Origin of the sequence: Alkanindiges illinoisensis DSM 15370 (assembly GCF_000619845.1) — a bacterium.
Classification (GTDB): Bacteria; Pseudomonadota; Gammaproteobacteria; order Pseudomonadales; family Moraxellaceae; genus Alkanindiges; species Alkanindiges illinoisensis.
In genome coordinates, this window is sequence record NZ_JHUX01000003.1 from 1,040,052 (window position 1) to 1,059,201 (window position 19,150).

At 44.8% G+C, this 19,150-nt stretch carries 19 protein-coding genes; 15 read left to right on the forward strand and 4 right to left on the reverse strand.

Annotated features, from left to right (window positions below; genetic code table 11):
- Nucleotides 1-6 precede the first annotated feature (6 nt).
- The 15 genes from moaCB to Q337_RS0105305 all read left to right on the forward strand — a co-directional run bounded on the left by moaCB (nucleotide 7) and on the right by Q337_RS0105305 (nucleotide 15,075).
- Nucleotides 7-930 (forward strand): bifunctional molybdenum cofactor biosynthesis protein MoaC/MoaB, encoded by a 924-nt coding sequence (gene moaCB / locus Q337_RS0105235; protein WP_026470701.1) that lies wholly within the window; start codon nucleotides 7-9, stop codon nucleotides 928-930.
- Complete coding sequence (locus tag Q337_RS0105240) at nucleotides 927-2,159, forward strand: molybdopterin molybdotransferase MoeA (RefSeq protein ID WP_026470702.1); 1,233 nt, start codon at nucleotides 927-929, stop codon at nucleotides 2,157-2,159. The genes moaCB and Q337_RS0105240 overlap by 4 nt, the downstream gene beginning before the upstream one ends.
- 471 nt (nucleotides 2,160-2,630) lie before the next feature.
- The gene (gene cyoA / locus Q337_RS0105245; RefSeq protein WP_026470703.1) at nucleotides 2,631-3,665 is read left to right on the forward strand and encodes a ubiquinol oxidase subunit II; all 1,035 of its coding nucleotides are present in this window, start codon (nucleotides 2,631-2,633) and stop codon (nucleotides 3,663-3,665) included.
- A 3-nt stretch (nucleotides 3,666-3,668) separates the two neighbouring features.
- Nucleotides 3,669-5,654 (forward strand): cytochrome o ubiquinol oxidase subunit I, encoded by a 1,986-nt coding sequence (gene cyoB, locus Q337_RS0105250; RefSeq protein WP_034279220.1) that lies wholly within the window; start codon nucleotides 3,669-3,671, stop codon nucleotides 5,652-5,654.
- 3 nt (nucleotides 5,655-5,657) lie between these two features.
- Nucleotides 5,658-6,275 (forward strand): cytochrome o ubiquinol oxidase subunit III, encoded by a 618-nt coding sequence (gene cyoC, locus Q337_RS0105255; RefSeq protein ID WP_026470705.1) that lies wholly within the window; start codon nucleotides 5,658-5,660, stop codon nucleotides 6,273-6,275.
- Entirely contained in the window at nucleotides 6,275-6,622 is a 348-nt protein-coding gene (cyoD, locus tag Q337_RS0105260; RefSeq protein ID WP_026470706.1) for a cytochrome o ubiquinol oxidase subunit IV, read from the forward strand. The genes cyoC and cyoD overlap by 1 nt, the downstream gene beginning before the upstream one ends.
- Before the next feature lie 12 nt (nucleotides 6,623-6,634).
- The gene (cyoE, locus tag Q337_RS0105265; RefSeq protein WP_026470707.1) at nucleotides 6,635-7,519 is read left to right on the forward strand and encodes a heme o synthase; all 885 of its coding nucleotides are present in this window, start codon (nucleotides 6,635-6,637) and stop codon (nucleotides 7,517-7,519) included.
- 264 nt (nucleotides 7,520-7,783) lie between these two features.
- Complete coding sequence (locus Q337_RS0105270; RefSeq protein WP_156935704.1) at nucleotides 7,784-9,799, forward strand: hypothetical protein; 2,016 nt, start codon at nucleotides 7,784-7,786, stop codon at nucleotides 9,797-9,799.
- A gap of 4 nt (nucleotides 9,800-9,803) precedes the next feature.
- The gene (locus tag Q337_RS0105275; RefSeq protein ID WP_051526587.1) at nucleotides 9,804-10,556 is read left to right on the forward strand and encodes a DUF3142 domain-containing protein; all 753 of its coding nucleotides are present in this window, start codon (nucleotides 9,804-9,806) and stop codon (nucleotides 10,554-10,556) included.
- A 139-nt stretch (nucleotides 10,557-10,695) separates the two neighbouring features.
- Nucleotides 10,696-11,097, forward strand: coding sequence for a 30S ribosomal protein S6 (rpsF, locus tag Q337_RS0105280; protein ID WP_026470710.1), 402 nt, complete (start codon nucleotides 10,696-10,698; stop codon nucleotides 11,095-11,097).
- Between the two features lie 11 nt (nucleotides 11,098-11,108).
- On the forward strand, nucleotides 11,109-11,336 hold the full coding sequence (gene rpsR / locus Q337_RS0105285; RefSeq protein WP_026470711.1) for a 30S ribosomal protein S18: 228 nt from the start codon (nucleotides 11,109-11,111) through the stop codon (nucleotides 11,334-11,336).
- Nucleotides 11,337-11,344: 8 nt separating this feature from the next.
- A complete protein-coding gene (gene rplI / locus Q337_RS0105290; RefSeq protein ID WP_026470712.1) occupies nucleotides 11,345-11,791 on the forward strand; it encodes a 50S ribosomal protein L9 in 447 nt (148 codons plus the stop codon).
- A 218-nt stretch (nucleotides 11,792-12,009) separates the two neighbouring features.
- Nucleotides 12,010-13,461 carry a replicative DNA helicase gene (dnaB, locus tag Q337_RS0105295; RefSeq protein WP_026470713.1) on the forward strand — a complete coding sequence of 484 codons (1,452 nt, stop codon included), beginning with the start codon at nucleotides 12,010-12,012 and terminating at the stop codon, nucleotides 13,459-13,461.
- Between the two features lie 18 nt (nucleotides 13,462-13,479).
- Nucleotides 13,480-14,595 (forward strand): alanine racemase, encoded by a 1,116-nt coding sequence (gene alr / locus Q337_RS0105300; RefSeq protein ID WP_228133081.1) that lies wholly within the window; start codon nucleotides 13,480-13,482, stop codon nucleotides 14,593-14,595.
- Nucleotides 14,596-15,075 (forward strand): hypothetical protein, encoded by a 480-nt coding sequence (locus tag Q337_RS0105305; RefSeq protein ID WP_026470715.1) that lies wholly within the window; start codon nucleotides 14,596-14,598, stop codon nucleotides 15,073-15,075. It begins immediately after the preceding gene.
- Between the two features lie 90 nt (nucleotides 15,076-15,165).
- Here the strand turns inward: Q337_RS0105305 and Q337_RS0105310 are convergent, their stop codons facing one another.
- The 4 genes from Q337_RS0105310 to Q337_RS16865 all read right to left on the reverse strand — a co-directional run bounded on the left by Q337_RS0105310 (nucleotide 15,166) and on the right by Q337_RS16865 (nucleotide 18,919).
- Nucleotides 15,166-15,903 carry a proteasome-type protease gene (locus Q337_RS0105310; RefSeq protein ID WP_026470716.1) on the reverse strand — a complete coding sequence of 246 codons (738 nt, stop codon included), beginning with the start codon at nucleotides 15,901-15,903 and terminating at the stop codon, nucleotides 15,166-15,168.
- 84 nt (nucleotides 15,904-15,987) lie between these two features.
- Nucleotides 15,988-16,764, reverse strand: a complete 777-nt coding sequence (locus tag Q337_RS0105315) for a transglutaminase family protein (protein WP_026470717.1) — start codon at nucleotides 16,762-16,764, stop codon at nucleotides 15,988-15,990.
- Nucleotides 16,761-17,363, reverse strand: a complete 603-nt coding sequence (locus Q337_RS0105320; RefSeq protein WP_026470718.1) for an alpha-E domain-containing protein — start codon at nucleotides 17,361-17,363, stop codon at nucleotides 16,761-16,763. Before Q337_RS0105320 ends, Q337_RS0105315 begins: the two co-directional genes overlap by 4 nt.
- On the reverse strand, nucleotides 17,360-18,919 hold the full coding sequence (locus tag Q337_RS16865) for a circularly permuted type 2 ATP-grasp protein (RefSeq protein WP_228133082.1): 1,560 nt from the start codon (nucleotides 18,917-18,919) through the stop codon (nucleotides 17,360-17,362). The genes Q337_RS0105320 and Q337_RS16865 overlap by 4 nt, the downstream gene beginning before the upstream one ends.
- Between the last annotated feature and the right edge of the window lie 231 nt (nucleotides 18,920-19,150).

Here is a 19,150-nt window from a genome sequence, read left to right on the forward strand (position 1 = left end):
CACCGAATGAAAAACGTTGGCATGAAACCCGACAGCTACCGCAAAGCCACGGCGACTGCCGAGCTACTGGTTCCGCCGCACTGTATTGACCTGCTACGCACAGGCCAGACCGAAAAAGGCGATGCGTTAAAAACGGCTCGTATTGCGGGCATTCTGGCCGCCAAGCGCACCGATGAGCTGATTCCGTTATGTCATCCATTGCCCATTTACCGGGCCGATGTGGATTTTGAATTGCTGGAAGACCGGGTGATTGCCAGTGCAGAAGTCGAAACCATTGGGCCAACTGGCGTGGAAATGGAAGCACTGACGGCAGCAAGTCTGGCAGTGCTCACCATTTATGACATGCTCAAACCGCACTGTGAACCGCATGAACTAATTATTCGCGAATGCAAGCTACAGGAGAAAAAAGGCGGCAAGTCACACTACAAGCGCGAGTTACGTCAGGCTGTTTCAGCCGCAGTCATTGTACTGTCGGATACCGTTGCAGCAGGCCGCAAACCGGATACTGCTGGTAAAGCTGTGGTGAGCACCCTGGAACAGGCAGGTTTCAACCCCATCCATTATCAGGTGTTACCCGATGAATCAGACCAGTTAAAAGATCTGGTGGTAAAACTAGTGGCAGAGTATGCATGTGTCATTACTGTCGGCGGCACAGGTATTGGAAAACGTGACATTACTGTAGATACCTTGAAGCCGCTGATTGAGCGTGAACTGCCGGGCTTGATGGAAGCAGCACGCGCTTTTGGTCAGCAGCGCACGCCTTACGCTGCGATGTCACGTGGTGTGGCCGGGTTTATTGATCGCTCACTCTTGATCACACTTCCGGGCAGCCGTGGTGGTGCAACTGAATCCATGGCAGCGATTTTGCCAGCACTGGTGCATATATTTGATGTCTGCCGTGACCTGCCACATCCCGGGGGCTATGAATGAGCCAGCCTGCTTGCAGCCATGACGGCCTAATTAGTCTTGATGAAGCGCTGGCCAGTTACGCCAGTGTTAGCACTTTGCCTGTTATTAGCCTACCTCTCATTAAGGCTCATCAGCACATACTGGCAGAAGATGTCATTTCCCCCGTAGAACTGCCGCTGTTTGATCAGAGTGCTGTGGACGGCTATGCCTTACGTCAGGCTGATATTGATGCCGGAATAACACAATTTGAACTGGTTGGCGAAATTCGGGCAGGTTTTGCACAACAAGTCGAGCTTAAGCCGGGGCAGGCCTTGCGTATTTTTACGGGTGGGCAACTGCCTGCTTCAGCCGATACAGTAGCCCGGCAGGAAATTGTGCAACGTGAACAGGATCGCATTCAGCTCATGCAATCCATTGATGCTGGCACTGATATTCGCTATCGCGGGGAAGAACTGGCAAAAGGCACCATGCTGGCCAAACAGGGGCAATTACTGAATAGTGGCCTACTTGCTGCCTTAAGCATGGCAGGCGTACAGCAGGTCAAAGTGCATCGTCAGCCTAAAATTGCAGTGCTGATTACTGGTGATGAAGTACGCACGGAACGCGACAATGACGCTCAGGTGTTTGATGCCAATGGCCCATTGATTAGTAGCTGGCTTAAGGAACGCGGACTATCGGATATCACCCTACAGCATGTACCCGATGAACCTGAAGTCCTTAAAGATGCATTAGATCAGGCTTTTAGCCAGCATGATCTGGTGATTACCACAGGAGGCGTTTCAGTGGGTGATTACGACCTGATTCGTCCGGTATCAATGCAATTAGGTGCTCAGCAAATCTTCTGGCAAGTGGCGCAGAAGCCCGGAAAACCGCTGTATTTTGCCAGCTATCAAAACGCGCAAACAGGAAAGCAATGCTATTTATTGGGCTTACCGGGTAATCCTGCTGCCGTACTTATTGGCTTGCACCTGCACCTTGCGACATTACTTTCCTGTCTGCAACAAAAGCAGAATGCCCAGCCGCAATGGCAAACTGGTTTATTTACGGGTCATTTAAAACCTGATAGCCGTGAGCGTTTGCTGCGTATGCACATGCATGTTTCGCCTCAGGGACAAGTGATCTTAAAATCACTGGATAAACAGCAATCACATATGCTGAGCAATCTTGCCAATGCCAATGTCCTGGTACGAGTTCCTGCCCATCAGCACATTAATGAGCATACTACGCTACATTTTCTGCCAATCTTATAAATCCTCAACCAATCTGGAATGTTATTGTCATTACAATGGCATTCCAAGCCTTAAAATTGGTAGCTTCTTCTATTTCGTTAAATTTTAGAAAAATAAATTTGAAGCTGATCTAAAACTTAATTGAAACTTAAATTTACATAAAACAAACAGGTTTAATTGAAAAAATAAGGGCTTAAATAAATTGTTTGATTGAATTCCCTATAATTTATAGGGATTTACTACATTATGCTAAATTACAGATACTTAAAATTCATCATTCCGCATCTCCGGTCATTAATTGTTATAGCTTCACATCATCAGTTAAGGCTATAATGCGCCGCAAAGTAGCAGTGCTGCACCTTTTGGTGCAACGCATGTCAGTTTGATTTTTACCTGTTTTTTGACCTGTACAATGGCAAGCTGGATTCACGCAAGCACTCTAATAGCAAACCCATTTTTCGCTGTAATGGGACTCTTAACCGAGGTTGTAAAATGAGACAAACCTTTTTAGCCGTATTGTCTTTATGCGCTATAGCGGTCTTACTGACTGGCTGTAGCGGAGACATCGTCATCTTTAACTCAAAGGGACAAATCGGAATTGAGCAGCGCGACCTAATCATCATTTCTTTTGTCTTGATGCTACTGGTTGTGATTCCTGCCATTTTCATGACGTTTTACTTTGGCTGGAAATACCGCCAGGGTAATGGTTCTGCCGAGTATTTACCGAAATGGGCACATTCCACCAAGATTGAAATCGTGGTGTGGGGCGTACCTATTTTAATCATCTGTGCGCTTGCCTATTTAGCAGGTACAAGATCATTTAGCCTAGATCCATACAAACCAATCACTGCTGAGAAAGTTGCCCAGTCGGTTCAAAATAATCCAGACCAGGCAATTGCAAATCAGGCTAAAAAACAGCCTGTTACTATTCAGGTGATTGCAGAGCAATGGAAGTGGGTGTTCATTTATCCGGAACAGAACATTGCGACTGTCAATGAGATTGTTTTACCGGTAAATACCCCCATTAATTTCCGTATTACCTCCAATTCTGTAATGAACTCGTTCTTTATCCCGCAACTGGGTGGACAGGTTTATGCGATGGCAGGTATGCAAACCCAGCTTCACCTGATTGCTGATGAATTGAGTGATCGTGACGGTAAGCCTGGTATTGGTCCGGATGATGGTTATCGTGGTATATCGGCCAACTACAGTGGCTACGGTTTCTCCAATATGCGCTTTAGAGCTCACTCTGTAACTGATGCAGAGTTCAATGCCTGGGTCAATCAGGTAAAAGCCTCACCACAAACACTGGATATGGCCAAGCTTCATGCCTTAAGAGACGACCCGAAAAATCGTCCTCATCACCCGCATCCGGTGACCTACTTCTCTTCTGTAGAGCCTAACCTATTCAAAGTCGTTATAGATCAGTATATGGCCGCACAGTACAATCATACAGCGTCTCAAGCAAGCCATGAGAGTGGCCATGCTGCTGGTGAAGGCAGTCATACTGCTGTTGTAGAGGAATAAAACATGTTGTTAGGAAGGTTAAACTTTGAGGCAATACCTCACGATCCCATCGTGCAGGTCACAGTTGCCGGTATGATTCTTGGTGGGCTATTGCTGCTCGCGGCCATTACCTACTTTAAAAAGTGGAATTATCTCTGGTCTGAATGGTTTACCACAGTAGACCATAAAAAGATCGGTATCATGTATGTCATCGTGTCGATGATCATGCTGCTGCGCGGTTTCTCCGATGCCATCATGATGCGTCTGCAACAGGTGCTGGCAGCCGGTGGTGCCGAAGGTTACCTGCATCCGGAACACTATGACCAGATTTTCACTGCTCATGGGGTGATCATGATTTTCTTCGTGGCCATGGGTCTGGTGGTTGGCCTCATGAACATCGTAGTGCCTTTACAAATTGGCGCACGTGACGTTGCATTCCCACTATTAAACTCTGTCAGCTTCTGGCTATTTGCAGTCAGTGCCGCATTGGTGATGATGTCACTGGTACTGGGTGAGTTTGCAGCAACTGGCTGGCTGGCTTATCCTCCGCTGTCGGGCATTGAGTATAGTCCGGGTGTCGGGGTTGATTACTATATCTGGTCGTTGCAGATTTCGGGTTTGGGTACCCTGCTGACTGGTGTGAACTTCTTCGTAACTATCATTAAAATGCGTGCCCCTGGCATGACTTTAATGAAAATGCCGATTTTCACCTGGACTGCGCTGGTTACTGTAATCCTGATTATTGCTGTGTTCCCGATTTTAACCGGTACTCTGGCAATGCTAACCGTTGACCGCCTGTTTGGTATGCATTTCTTTACCAATGAAGCTGGCGGTAGCCCAATGCTTTACGTCAACCTGATCTGGACCTGGGGTCACCCTGAAGTATACATTCTGGTATTGCCTGCTTTTGGTGCATTCTCAGAGATCGTTGCAACATTCAGCCGCAAATACCTGTTTGGTTATAACACCATGGTCTACGCAACCGTAGCCATTGGCTTGCTGTCCTATGTAGTTTGGGTTCACCATTTCTTTACCATGGGTGCCGGTGCCAACGTTAACGCGTTCTTTGGTATCATGACCATGGTTATTGCAATTCCAACTGGCGTGAAGATTTTCAGCTGGTTGTTCACCATGTATAAAGGTCGTATCCGTTTTACCACGCCAATGCTGTGGACAATGGGCTTTTTGGTAACCTTCTCTATTGGTGGTATGACTGGTGTTCTGCTTGCAATTCCACCAGCAGACTTTGTTGTTCACAATTCCCTGTTCCTGATTGCACACTTCCATAACGTCATTATCGGTGGTGTGGTATTTGGTATGTTTGCTGCCCTGACCTACTGGTTCCCAAAAATGTTTGGTTTCACACTAAACGAATACTGGGGCCGTCTGTCATTCTGGTTCTGGGTCATTGGTTTCTATCTGGCATTCATGCCGCTATACGTGCTGGGCTTTATGGGTATGACCCGTCGCCTGAACACCTATGACAATCCTGACTGGGAACCCTACCTGTATGTCGCTTTTGTCGGTGCAGTATTTGTATTTATTGGTATTCTGTGCCAGTTAATCCAGATTGCCGTAAGCTTCCGTGATCGCAAGAAAAATGCAGACTTAACAGGCGACGTATGGGATGGTCGTACCCTGGAATGGGGAACTACTTCTCCTGCCCCGTTCTATAACTTTGCTCATATCCCCCATGCTGATGAAATTGATGCATTCTGGGTAGCCAAAGAAAAAGGCGTTGCTTACCAGCGTCCTGCCAAGTATGAAGACATCCACATGCCGACAAACCGTGCTGCTGGTGTTCTGATTGGTGGCCTGCTGTTTGTATTTGGCTTTGCCATGACTTGGTATATCTGGTGGCTTGCAATTGCTTCACTGGTTGGTTCAATTATCGTGTTCATTGCAAGTTCATTTACCAAGAAAGTGGACTACTATGTACCCGCTGCTGAAGTTGAGCGTATTGAGAATGAGCGCTTTCATAAACTTGAGCAGTTTCAAAAGCAGGGCTAAGACATGTCTGAAGTAATTCATCATCAAGACGAGCACGGTCACGATCATCATCACCATGATGATACCGACATGACAGTGTTCGGTTTTTGGACCTATATCATGAGTGACTTGATCTTGTTCTCAAGTCTCTTCATTGCATATGCTGTATTACATACTCACTTTGCAAATGGGCCCAGCTCTCAGGAAGTTTTTGGTGAATCCTTAAGCTTCGTTATGGTTGAAACCTTCCTTCTGCTGGTCAGTAGCTTTACCTTTGGTATGGCTGTACTAGCCCGTTACAAGGAAAAAGTAGGTCAGGTACTAGGCTGGCTGGCGGTTACCTTTCTTCTGGGTGCCGGCTTTATCGGCATGGAAGTCTATGAATTCCATCACCTGATTTCTATCGGTCACGGCCCAAATGTAAGTGCGTTCCTAAGCTCCTACTTCAGTTTGGTGGGAACTCACGGTATTCACGTTACCTGCGGTCTGATCTGGATGATCGTTCTAATGATCCAGATTGCCAAAAATGGGCTTACCCTGCCAAATACCCGCCGTCTGGCTTGCTTAAGCCTGTTCTGGCACTTCCTGGACATTGTCTGGATTTGCGTATTTAGTGTGGTTTACTTGTTAGGAGCAATATAATGGGTCATCACGCACATACCGATGCCGCTGGTGCTAGCCACGGCAGTACCAAGCAGTATGTTATTGGTCTGATTATTTCCATTGTTCTGACTATTATTCCGTTCTGGATGGTCATGCAGAATGTGGAGCAGCCCGGTAGCTTTGGACGTGGCCCGCTGGTATGGACCATTGTTGTCACTGCTATTGCACAGGTGCTGGTACAGTTAGTGTTCTTCCTGCATTTGAACTCATCTTCTGAGCAGCGCTGGAACCTGATTGCATTTGTTTATACTGTTCTGACAATTGCAATCCTGATCATTGGCTCAATCTGGGTCATGGATTACCTGCACTATTTCATGATGTCCTGATTGGCTTGATTAATGATTAAGAAGTTTATTTACTTAACCAAGCCTGGAATTATTTTTGGTAATTTCATTTCGGTCATGGGGGGCTTTTTTCTGGCCTCTCAAGGCAACATCGATTTATGGCTTCTACTGGTTACTTTGCTTGGAACCTCACTCGTTGTTGCTTCTGGTTGTGTAGTAAACAATATCATTGATCAGGATATTGACGTCAAAATGGAGCGAACCCGGAACCGCGCACTTGTAAAAAAGTCGGTTTCAAATACAGCGGCATTTATTTATGCCGCTGTACTGGGAATTTTCGGGTTTGCTCTGCTTTACTGCTTTACTAACTTACTGGCGGTTGCATTTGCTGCCTTTGGTTTTTTTGTCTACGTTGTTCTATATAGCCTTTATCTAAAGCGCCATTCCATTCATCAGACACTGGTCGGTAGCCTTTCAGGTGCCTGTCCTCCGGTTATTGGTTATTGTGCTGTTGCCAACCAGTTTGATGCTGGTGCACTCATTCTGTTTATTCTGTTTTGTATCTGGCAAATGCCACATTCTTTTGGTATCGCCATCTTCCGCTTAAATGATTATATATCTGCGCGTATTCCGGTATTACCGGCCAAAAAAGGCATCTATATTACCAAGCTGCAATCAGCCGTTTATGTCTTATTGTTTACATTAACAGGCAGCCTTCTGTATGTTTTCCATTATGTAGGTCTAATTTATCTGGTGGTATTTGCTGGCTTGTGTGGTTACTGGTTATATCTGGCTGTAAGTGGTTTTAAAGCCATTGATGACCGTGTTTGGGCCCGTCGTTTCTTCTTATTTTCAGTCATCCTGATTACTGTTTTTAGTGTGCTGATTTCTGTTGATTATGAGCCGCAGCCTAGTTACGGTTTTATTTTTAAGCTATAAAATAATGATTTAATTTTCTGATCCTGATAATTCTGTTTTTACTTTGTGTAACCCTGTTAGAGATTAAATTTTTCATTATTTTATAAAACAATAAGAGATAATGAGATGACGCGATTTTTTACTGCTCGCCTGCACTTTAGAAGTGCAATTTTATTTGGCCTTTTTTTTCTGCTTCCTGTCAGCAGTTATGCCAGCTTTGATAGCTATTGTACGCCAACCTGGTCATTGGAATTACAATCCTATAATCGGTGCAGCAATCTGCCTATGTTAAGCCCGGCTAATGATAATCAAACCAATATGCGACTATTGATGGCGGATATGCGACTGGCAACCATCGCACCGCCCAAGCCTCCTGTCTCTAGCTGGACAGATGAGTACAGTGCAGTGCCTTTCGCTGCTGAAGACTTTAAAAATGCTATCAGCAATACCAGTCCTTCACAAAGAAAAAAGTCATCATCGCAAAAATCTAGTGATCGCTATATTGCCGAGGAGCGCTGTCAAAGTAGTGCGTCAGGTATGCGGGCATTCATTGAGCAAGTCAATGCTGATCGTGGTTTAAAGCCTGCTGAAAAATTACTATTGATAAAACAGCGGCAGGCCATTTTACCTTCCTGCGATAAAGCACTGGAATATATCAAGGTGATTCCAGAATGGAGTTCACTGGTCAAGCAATATATTTCCTATATCAACGGTTCAGTAGCTTTTTATAATAGCGACTACCCCACTGCACAAAAAATCTATACGGCCCTGAATTCAGTGCCCTCAGCATGGCTGAGTGAAACTGCAACTTATATGCTGATTAGAACGTCGGTGAATCACGCGTATAGCAGTGGGCTGGATGAATATGGTTTTCAGTCGCTGGCTAAAATTGATAAAAATGCCATTGCAACCTCATTTAATGCAATCGGTACTTATTTTAAGCGTTATCCGCAGGGTCAGTATGCTGCTTCAGCACGCGGCCTATTACGCCGTCTATATTGGATGGGCGGCCAGCAACAGCAGCTTATTGATGAATTTTTATGGCAGTTTAATCATTTACAGAAATCACAATTTAATCTGGAAATGCAGTGGGTGCCAGAAGAAATTGACCAGCGAATTTTTGAGAGCAAACTATTTAACCCTAGTAATCTCAAAGATCCATTTTTCTTAGCCACTTATGATCTCATGCATATGCGTGAAAGCAGTGCAGAAAAATATAAGCCCTTAAGCTGGACTGCCCTGCAAGCGCAAAAAGACTATTTTAAGACTGCACCCGAGTTGTATCGATATTTACAGGCAGCTCACTTATTTTTGCTTCAGAAAAAACCACAACAGGCATTGGATTATTTACCTAAAGGGAATCCACCCGATCGTCTAAACTATTTGCAGCTTAGCCAGTTTGTTTTAAAAGGCCGAATTCTGGAGCATCTGAGCAAGTCTGATGAAGCCAATACACTCTGGACAGTATTGCTGGGTTCTGCCAAGTCACCTTATCAGCCCCAGTTGGTAGAGCTTGCGTTAGCATTGAATTTGCAAAATGGTCAGGATATTAATGCATTTTTTAAAACGGATAGTTTGATTAAAGATCCGGCTATCCGTGCTGTTATGATCAGGCAGGCTGCCAATGCTGAATTACTTGATTCAATCATTAATTCCTCTGCTACTTCGGCACAGGAAAAGCTCCTTGCCAGTTTTACCTTATTGCATAAAAGCCTGAATCATCAGCAATATAAGCTTTTTGTTGATTCGCTAAAATATTTGCCCAAAGATGCGTTCAATTACAAAGGCTATGACAGTGAAACTGAAGCCCTAAAGAATCAGCCGAAGTTTGAATTATTTTTATGGAAAGGCACTGCAATTAATGATCAGTTAAGTTGCCCATCTTTAATCAATATCAGTAAAACCCTGACAACCCAGCCACAGGATGAAGTTGCATTGCTTTGTCTAGGTGAATTTGTACGCCTTAGCAGCTTTAAAAGCGGTGAATACAATCTTGAACCCGAAATGCCAAATCAAAACACATCAAATCGCCTAGACTGGGCTTTGGGTAACGGACAGATACCTTTTGCCCAAGCCACTTTCTCACGCGGTGAGGTATATAAAAATATCATCCAGAATAGTGCCAATGACCACTTAAAAGCTTACGCCTTATACCGCGCCATCAACTGTTATGCTCCAGGCGGTATCAACGATTGCGCTGGAGTAGATGTTGAAAAGAGTCTGCGCAAGAAATGGTTTGAGCAACTCAAGCAAAACTATCCTGATAGTCAATGGGCCAAGGAGCTAACTTATTATTGGTAAATCCATGCGTGGTCTTAAACCGTTTATTGTGCGTTTGGCAGTGCTGTTACTGAGTTTTTCCATAACAGCCTGTCAGCCAGATCCTGATAACTTAAACGAAAAAAAGGCGCAGGGAATAAATGCCCATCATTATCATAGTTTCTGGTTATGGGGAAATGTCAATCCAGCGCCCTATCTGGCCAATACTACCGAACTGTATCTTTTACAGGGTGAAGTCAGTTTTTCAAATGTGTTGCAACAGCCAACTTTTACGGCGCAGGGCATGGGGCTTACAACGATTAAACCAGCAAAAATCTGGCTGGTTTACCGTACCACGACACTGCAATGGTCACCAGAACTCATACAGGCCATAATCCGACGGCTTGATAGCTGGCAGCGCTACGGTAATCAGGTAATCGGCTTACAAATAGATTTTGATTCAGCAACTGGCCAACTAGAACAATATGCTAAATTTCTGCAAAGCATTCGGCAGCAGCTTCCTAGCCAATACCAGCTCAGTGCCACCGGTTTGCTGGACTGGAGTAATGCCAGCGCTAATACAATCTTAAGTCTGGGTCATGTGCTCAATGAGATTGTCATTCAAACTTATCAGGGTACACGCACAATAAATAATTACCGCGCATATTTGCCTGCGCTGGGTCGCCTGAATATTCCCTTTAAAATCGGGCTGGTTCAGCATGGCCAGTGGGTTGCAGATCCCACAATTGAAAAAAACCCGTACTTTAAAGGCTACGTGGTGTTTTTACTCAAGGAATAAGCTAATTATTTCCTTGTATATTTTCAGGTTTTCTATACAATAACGCACTGCTTTATAGCACGCGAAAATAATTTTTTTCGTGTTACTCCTTGCCATTGATGTTGGAATCAGTGGCTGTCTAAACCGTAAGGAGCTTAATATGCGTCATTACGAAATCGTGCTGTTGGTTCATCCAGACCAGAGCGACCAGGTTGTTGGGATGGTTGAACGCTATCTCACTCAAATTAAAGAAGCTGGCGGTCAGATTCACCGTCTTGAAGACTGGGGCCGCCGTCAACTGGCTTACCCAATCAACAAAATCCATAAAGCGCACTACATTCTGATGAACGTTGAATGTGGTCAGCAGACTCTGGATGAGCTTGAAGAATTGTTCCGTTATAACGATGCGATCATCCGTAACCTGATCATCCGTCGTGAAAAGGCAATTACTGAAGAATCATTGCTGGCCAAGAGCGCTGAAGAAAAACGCGCCCGTAAGGCTCAACGTAATGATGATGGTCAGTCTAACGACCAAGATCAAAACCAAGCTGCTGAAGCATAAGGAGAACCTACATGGCACGTTTCTATCGTCGTCGCAAGTTCTGCCGCTTCACTGCTGAGAACGTTGCATATATCGACTACAAAGACATCGATACCTTAAAACAGTACGTTACTGAAAACGGCAAGATTGTTCCTAGCCGTATCACCGGTACGAAGGCTCGTTATCAACGTCAGTTGGCGCTTGCAATCAAGCAGGCTCGCTATCTGGCTTTGATCCCTTACACTGACAATCATAAGTGAGGTGATCTGTGGACGTTATTCTGTTACAACGCATTAAAAACCTGGGTAAGCTGGGCGACAAAGTATCTGTTAAAGCAGGTTATGGTCGTAACTTCCTGATTCCTCAAGGTAAAGCTGTTTCTGCTACCGAAGCTAACACTGCTGCTTTTGAAGCGCGTCGTGCTGAGCTGGAAAAGCAGGAAGCTGAAGTATTGTCTTCTGCACAAAGCCGTGCTGACAAACTGAACGAAGTAAATGTTGTGATCACTGCTAAAGCTGGTGATGAAGGCAAACTGTTCGGTTCTATCGGTACTCGTGACATTGCTGATGCCCTGACTGCTTCTGGCATTGAAGTTGACCGCGCTGAAGTACGCCTGCCTAACGGTGCGCTGCGTCACACTGGTGAGTTCAATGTTGCGGTACAACTGCATCATGATGTTACTGCTGAAGTTCTGGTAACGATTGTTTCTGAATAATCGTCACTGAATGATCAGTATGCTAAATAATTCTATATAGAATCATTTGGTTAAAAGCATGCTTTCGGGCATGCTTTTTTTATATCAAAAAAATGTCTTTATTTTTCAGCATCTCGTTCTGATATTTAGTCAACTGCCGTTTAAAACAGCACACCACCTGCCCGATTTTTGCTTTAATAAGCACACGGATTTGGGTTTAATTATTTGGGATATTCACTATGACTTTGTCCTCTGCTCTTGACGCTACGGCGACGAACAAACCAAGCGACGGCAACATTGTGCATATGCTTCCCAATGGTCGTGAAGTACGTGTCCCGCCACACAACCTGTCAATGGAGCAAGCGGTATTGGCAGCGTTAATGACCATTTCCGAATCCTGGGACAGTATCAGTGATTTATTGCATGAAAATGACTTTTACGCAGTACGCCACCGCCTGATTTTTCGCGCCATTAGCCATCTGGCTGGCACCAACATGCCTTACGATGCCGTACTGGTGAATGACTGGCTCTCCAAGAACCATCAACTGGAAGAAAGCGGTGGTGAAGCCTACCTGATGCAATTGCTGGCAGAAAGCCCGGCCAGTTTGTATAACCTGACTGCCTATGCTGAAAAAGTGAAAGAGCTGTCTGCACTGCGTGAGCTAATCAAAGCGGGTAATGACCTGCTGCAAACCGCCTATGATTCCAAGGGCAAATCTGTTACTGATATTCTGGATAGTACCGAAAGCCGGATTTTTGCTATTAGCGAGCAGCATAATAACCGTAATAAGGAAACTGGCCCGCAACCGCTGGTAGGTGTATTAAAAACTGTGCTGCATAAGGTTGAAGAATTACAAAAAAATGATAGCCCGATTACTGGCTTATCGACAGGTTTTATTGAACTCGATAACAAGACCTTTGGCATGCAAGCCGGTGACCTCATCATTGTGGCAGCGCGTCCCAGTATGGGTAAAACTACTTTTGCCATGAATCTGGTTGAAAGTGTACTGTTTAATGCCGACTTGCCAGCCTTGGTGTTTTCCATGGAAATGCCAGCAGATTCGATTGCAACCCGTCTGATTTCATCATTTGGCCGTATTCATCAGGGGCGCTTGCGCTCAGGACGACTGGAAGAAGGTGACTGGGTCAAGTTTTCCAGCACGCTCATGCAGTTGCAGAGCAAGTATTTATATATTGACGATTCATCTGCTCTGCCTCCCAATGAACTACGCTCACGCGCGCGCCGGGTAGCCAAAAACCACGGTGGCAAGCTGGGCTGCATCATGGTCGACTATTTGCAACTAATGAAAGTGCCTGGCATGGGTGATAATCGTGTGGGCGAGATTTCGGAAATTTCGCGCAGCTTAAAAGCACTGGCCAAGGAAATGAATTGCCCGGTCATTGCCCTGTCCCAGCTTAACCGAAGCCTTGAGAACCGTCCAAACAAACGCCCGATTATGTCTGACTTGCGCGAATCTGGAGCTATTGAGCAGGACGCCGACCTGATCATGTTTATTTATCGGGATGAAGTATATAACAAGGAATCCAAGGAAGCCGGGACTGCCGAGATTATTATTGGTAAGCAGCGTAACGGCCCCATTGGTACAGTTCGCCTTGCCTTTGAAGGTCAGTTTACCAAGTTTGAAAATTTAAGCCCTGAATATTATCGTAATGCCGATGATGATGAATAAAAAGAATGATCAACAGTAATGAATGATCCTGCCTTGATGATGCATACGGTGATAAAACGCCAGCCCAGAGTGGAACTTAGCACCTCTGCCCTACAACATAATCTCAAGCGTGTGCGTGAGCTTGCACCACAAAGTAAAGTCGTCTGCATGGTCAAGGCCGATGCTTATGGTCATGGCATTGAATTCGCCTTAAATGCCTTGCAGGATACTGATGCATTTGGTGTGGCCTGCATTGAGGAAGCACGACAAATCCGGCAATTGGGCTGTTCACAGCTCGTTACACTGATTGAAGGGGTGTTTAGCCCGGCTGAATGGCTGGAAGCCAGCCAGCTACAGTTTGAATGCGTAGTACACCAGCAGCAGCAAGTGGACTGGGCATTAGCGCATCCAGAAATTTATCAGCAAAATAACCTGAAAATCTGGCTTAAATTAAATAGTGGCATGAACCGCTTAGGGTTACAACCCGATGAGCTACTAAAAGCTGCGCATCAATTGCGTGCAGCCGGATTTGAATTAGTCCTGACCATGCATTTTGCCAATGCCGATGTACCAGAACATCCGTTAAATCAGCAACAGATCCAGACTTTTTTACATTTAAGACAGCAACTGGAACCCATTGAAGCGTCTTGCTGTAATTCGGCTGCCATTTTTAACTGGCCAGAACTGCATTTTGATTACGTCCGTCCTGGCATTATGCTGTACGGCGCATCGCCCTATGACTATATCAGTGCAGCCAAGCTTGATTTACGTCCGGTCATGCATCTTAAAAGTAATTTGATTGCCATCCAACATGTGAATGCTGACCAGGTCATTGGCTATGGCTCACGTTTTACCACAACCCGTCCTACCCGCTTGGGAATTGTGGCAATGGGTTATGGTGATGGTTATCCACGGGCTTTAAGCCACGGCGCTTATGTGAGCATTCAGGGCCATGAAGCGCCACTCTTAGGTCGTGTAAGTATGGACTTATTGGCAGTAGATTTAACCGATTTGCCGAGCACTATTGATATTGGTGCCGAGGTGACTTTATGGGGCGATAATCCAACGGTTGACTTGATTGCCCAGTACAATAATACCATTGGCTATGAGTTGCTGTGTCGTTTAACGAACAGGCCTAAGCGTATAATATTTTAAATGAAGCTTATTCCTTATTTTGTATATAAAAAAATATCTGATAGACGCAGAGATGAAATTATTCAGTTTCTTAAGTCTAACAGTACAGCTGATGATTACTCATTATTTACTCATCAAAAAACAAATAATCTTCTTATTTCAAGAATGATAACAGATAATAATTTTATCGTTCGGCGAAATATAAATTATAGAAATTCTTTTTTACCTATAGCACTTGGCAGAATTATAGAGATCAATAACAAAACCTATATTAATATCTCAGTAAGAATGCATTGGCTTATAATTATCTTCTCAACAATATGGTTTACCCCTTTATTCTTTGCTTTTATTGCACTTTTATATATTGATACTGTTTCTATAGAATTTATATTAGGTGTATTTGGCTTAATTATTGGGGGATATTTACTTATACAAGTATCGTTCTGGTTTGAAGCTCAAAAATTAATTAAAATATTTGATAAAATTTTTTCTGATAATTAAATGAATTTCAACTACAAAGCTAGTGCCTGGCAAGAGCTTTAGGCACATAGCTTGTTATTAAAATTGGATAACCAAAATCAATAATTTAGGTCAACGCCAATAATCATCCGGTGGCTGTGGCAGATTGCTCATGGTACTACGCAAACCATCTGACCATTGCTGACGAATCATAGAAAAATACGGGTCATTATCGTACAGGCGGCGCCCTTCCGGTAAATTAAACTGATTGGCACGATATACAATCAGATCCAGCGGTGTTCCGACAGACACGTTGGAACGAATGGTGGAATCAAATGAAATCAGCGCACAACGCAAGGCTTTATCCAGTGGCGTATGATAATTTAATGCACGATCCAGAATCGGCTTACCATACTTACTTTCACCAATCTGAAAATATGGCGTGTCCATAGTGGCTGCAATAAAGTTGCCTTGCGGATAAATACTATAAAGCTCTGGCGGCTCGCCCTTGATTTGCCCACCAATTAAAATGGAACTGGAAAAATCATATTCATTGCTTTGTGCCAGACCAGTGACATGCTGGATTTCATGCGCCATGCACTCTCCAACAATTTCAGCAGCTTCAAACAGGGTACTGACATTGTGCAGATTACGCTCGGCATTGGATTGAATCTGATGCTGTAACCGGGTAATTACCGCTTGCGAGGTTGCAAGATTCCCGGCTGTTTGCAGCACAATGATTCGTTCACCCCTGACCCCAAAACGGTGCAGCTTGCGAAATATTGCAATATGGTCTACCCCGGCATTAGTACGTGAATCACTGACAAATACCAGCCCTTCCTCAAGTCGCATTGCTACACAATAGGTCATAACTCTTCCTGTATAAATTTGAGGAGTAAACTAACAAATTACTCTCTACTTTTCCAGTTGAACCCATCTCGTTAAAAAAGCGCCTTAACTGGCCAGTACTTGCACCAGTGCTCGCATGGACTCCTCGCCGCCGCCTTGTCGTGTTCCACGCACGGGTGCAGCATCAAAATAATCACGGCCTACGGCTAAATATACATGATGATCAAGCGAGAAAAGTTGGTTGGACGTATCAAAACAGTACCATTTGCCATTGAGATATACTTCAGCCCACGCATGGGTTGATAAATGCGTGCTGTCACTGCTGTGCAAATAACCTGATACATAGCGTGCAGGCAACTTAAGGTGGCGCGTACACGCCAAAAACACGTGTGTATGATCCTGACACACCCCTTGCTCCAGATCAAACGCTTCAGCCGCTGTAGTCAGGACATTGGTTGACATCGGGGTATAAGGCATACGCTCTAAAATAGCAGCCGATAAATCAATTAAGGCTGATCGGTCAGTACCTTTGCCGTACTGCGCTATAAAATCCAGCAAAGGTTCATGACAGGTTGTTGTTTCAGTGGCATGAGTAAAAAACATGGGTGACAAACGGTTGTCTTCAATCGCTTCAGTAGGATTAATCTCAACCTCGCCCTGCGCCATGATCAGCAATTCCTGATGCGGCTGGTTCACAGTCAGGCTGGTCCAGATGTTACCAAAGCCATCCTGCTGCGTGCATTTAATGCCCGGTGCAGCCAGTTGCCATGCATGTACAATCTGATGTCCAAAGGTTTGTGGTGTTAATCGAATATATTGATTACTTCTTTTGACTGCACTTTCATAGTTATAGTGCGTTTGATGATTAATCACCAGATTCATGGACCCTCCTCAAACAGTGCCTGCATTTGGTCACAGAAACTGTAGAGCGCAGTAATATCTTTGTTTTGCTGCAATTCGACCCATGGTGCTTCCAGTGCAGTCCAGCCAATCGGTGATAGCATTTCTACTACAGTACGCAAGTCCTGAATGGCCATATCGGGAGAACGCTTAAGCCGTAACGCATTGTCAATCTGCTCAATGCACTGGCCCAGTTGCCAGAACAGGCGCACGTTTTCATCTTCATCCAGCACAGCTTCGCAGCACCCAGAAATCAGTTCACAGACCTTGTTTTTAAATTGCTGCTTGGGATTAGTCAAAATATTGAGTGACTCAAATACTTCCTGACTAATGACCCCACGCACACACTGCATGTTTTCACGCACAGCACTAAGGTTTGCAATAATGGAGGCAGGCTGGTTAGGATCCTGTAGCAAGGCATTTAGGGTCTTGGCATCCCATGCTGACAGGGAAAAAGCATGGGAAAACTGCAAGGCTTCCTGATCATCGGTAAATGGTAATAAGCGGCACAGGCCATCAATCCGGATCATGTAGCGACCCAGCCAATACAGGTTGGAAGCCGTGGACAATAGTAAAATCATGCAATGCCTCCTGCTGCATCATGAGTCATTACGGGCAAGGTGGTGTCCTCCAGATCAATAATCCATGTGTCTTTTGTGCCACCACCCTGTGATGAGTTAACAACCAGGGAACCCTCTGTTAATGCAACACGGGTTAAGCCACCTGGCGTAATTTTGACCTGCCCGGGACTGCTCAGCACAAAGGGACGCAAATCAATATGACGTGGGGCAATGCCTTCTTCTACCAGTGTCGGACATACGGATAAAGCCAAAGTAGGTTGGGCAATATACGCAGCAGGGTCATCGGTTAGACGACGGCGAAAATCCTCAAGTTCAGCCTGTGATGCTTTAGGGCCAATCAGCATGCCGTAGCCACCAGAGCCTTGTGCTTCTTTGACCACCAGCTCTGATAAATGTGCCAGCACGTAATTTAAATCATCTTTTTTACGGCACTGCCATGTAGGAACATTATGCAGGATGGGCTTTTCACCCAGATAAAATTCAATCATGTCGCCCACATAAGGATAAATGGACTTATCATCAGCAACGCCAGTACCCGGAGCATTGGCAATCATCACTTTTCCAGCGCGGTAAGCAGCCATCAGGCCAGGTACACCCAGCATGCTGTCCGGTCTAAATGCCAGTGGATCGAGGAACGGGTCATCCAGACGGCGATAAATCATGTCCACGCGTACTTTGCCACGCACTGATTTCAAGAAAACTTCATTACCTTCAACAAACAGGTCATAGCCATTAACCAGTGGCACGCCCATTTCACGCGCCAAAAAGGCATGCTCATAATAGGCGCTATTAAAGCGGCCCGGTGTTAGTACCACAATCGTTGGGTTTGCAACCAGTGAGTTGGCAATCAGGGTTTGTTTGAGTAAGACAGGATAATCATGGACAGGTGAAATTTTATGGCTGGCAAAGATTTCTGGCATTAATTTCTGGCTAATGGAACGGCCTTCCAGCATATAGGATACCCCGGACGGCGTTCGCAGGTTATCTTCCAGCACATAATACTGGCCATCACCATGACGGATCAGGTCAATGCCACTAATCTGGGCATAGACCTTCCCCGGCAGGTCTACATTGAGCATCCAGGGCTGGAAGCTGTCGTGGGCAATTACCTGATCGGCTGGCACAATACCCGCGCGAATAATATCCTGATGATGATAAACATCATGCAAAAAGGCATTTAAGGCACGGATACGCTGATCGCACCCGGCTTCAAGAATTTTCCATTCTTTTTGTTCAATAATGCGTGGAATAATATCAAAAGGAATGACGCGCTCCGTGCCATCTGCATCACTGTATACGGTAAAGGTAATGCCTTTCTTGTAAAAGTGTGAAGTGGCCTGCCCATTGAGCTTGTTGAGTTGCTCAATGCTTTGCTGGTTAAGCCATTGAAAAAAGTTATGATAACTTTGTCTGATATCACCGTCATCAAGCGACATTTCATTAAAGAAACGCGGTAACAAGGTTTGGGCAATATCATAGGGTAAAGCACCACTTGATAATGTATCACTAGCCAAATTGATTGATGTTTCAGAAATCTCACGGGAGATTGCAGTCATGATCGAGCCCTTCTCAAACTTGTAAATCATGTTATGCAAGGCGAATACCAAGTTAGTGAGAAAGCATTTGAAAAATACCAAACACACTGGATTGCACAAAAAACATGCAGCGCCTAAAACTTATTAATAAACACGATTCCCTTGTGGTGCTATCATGCCCAAAGCGTTTAACCACAGTCATTAGCGTTATTTAGAGCGAATTGTTTTTAGTGTAACAGCACGTATTTTTTG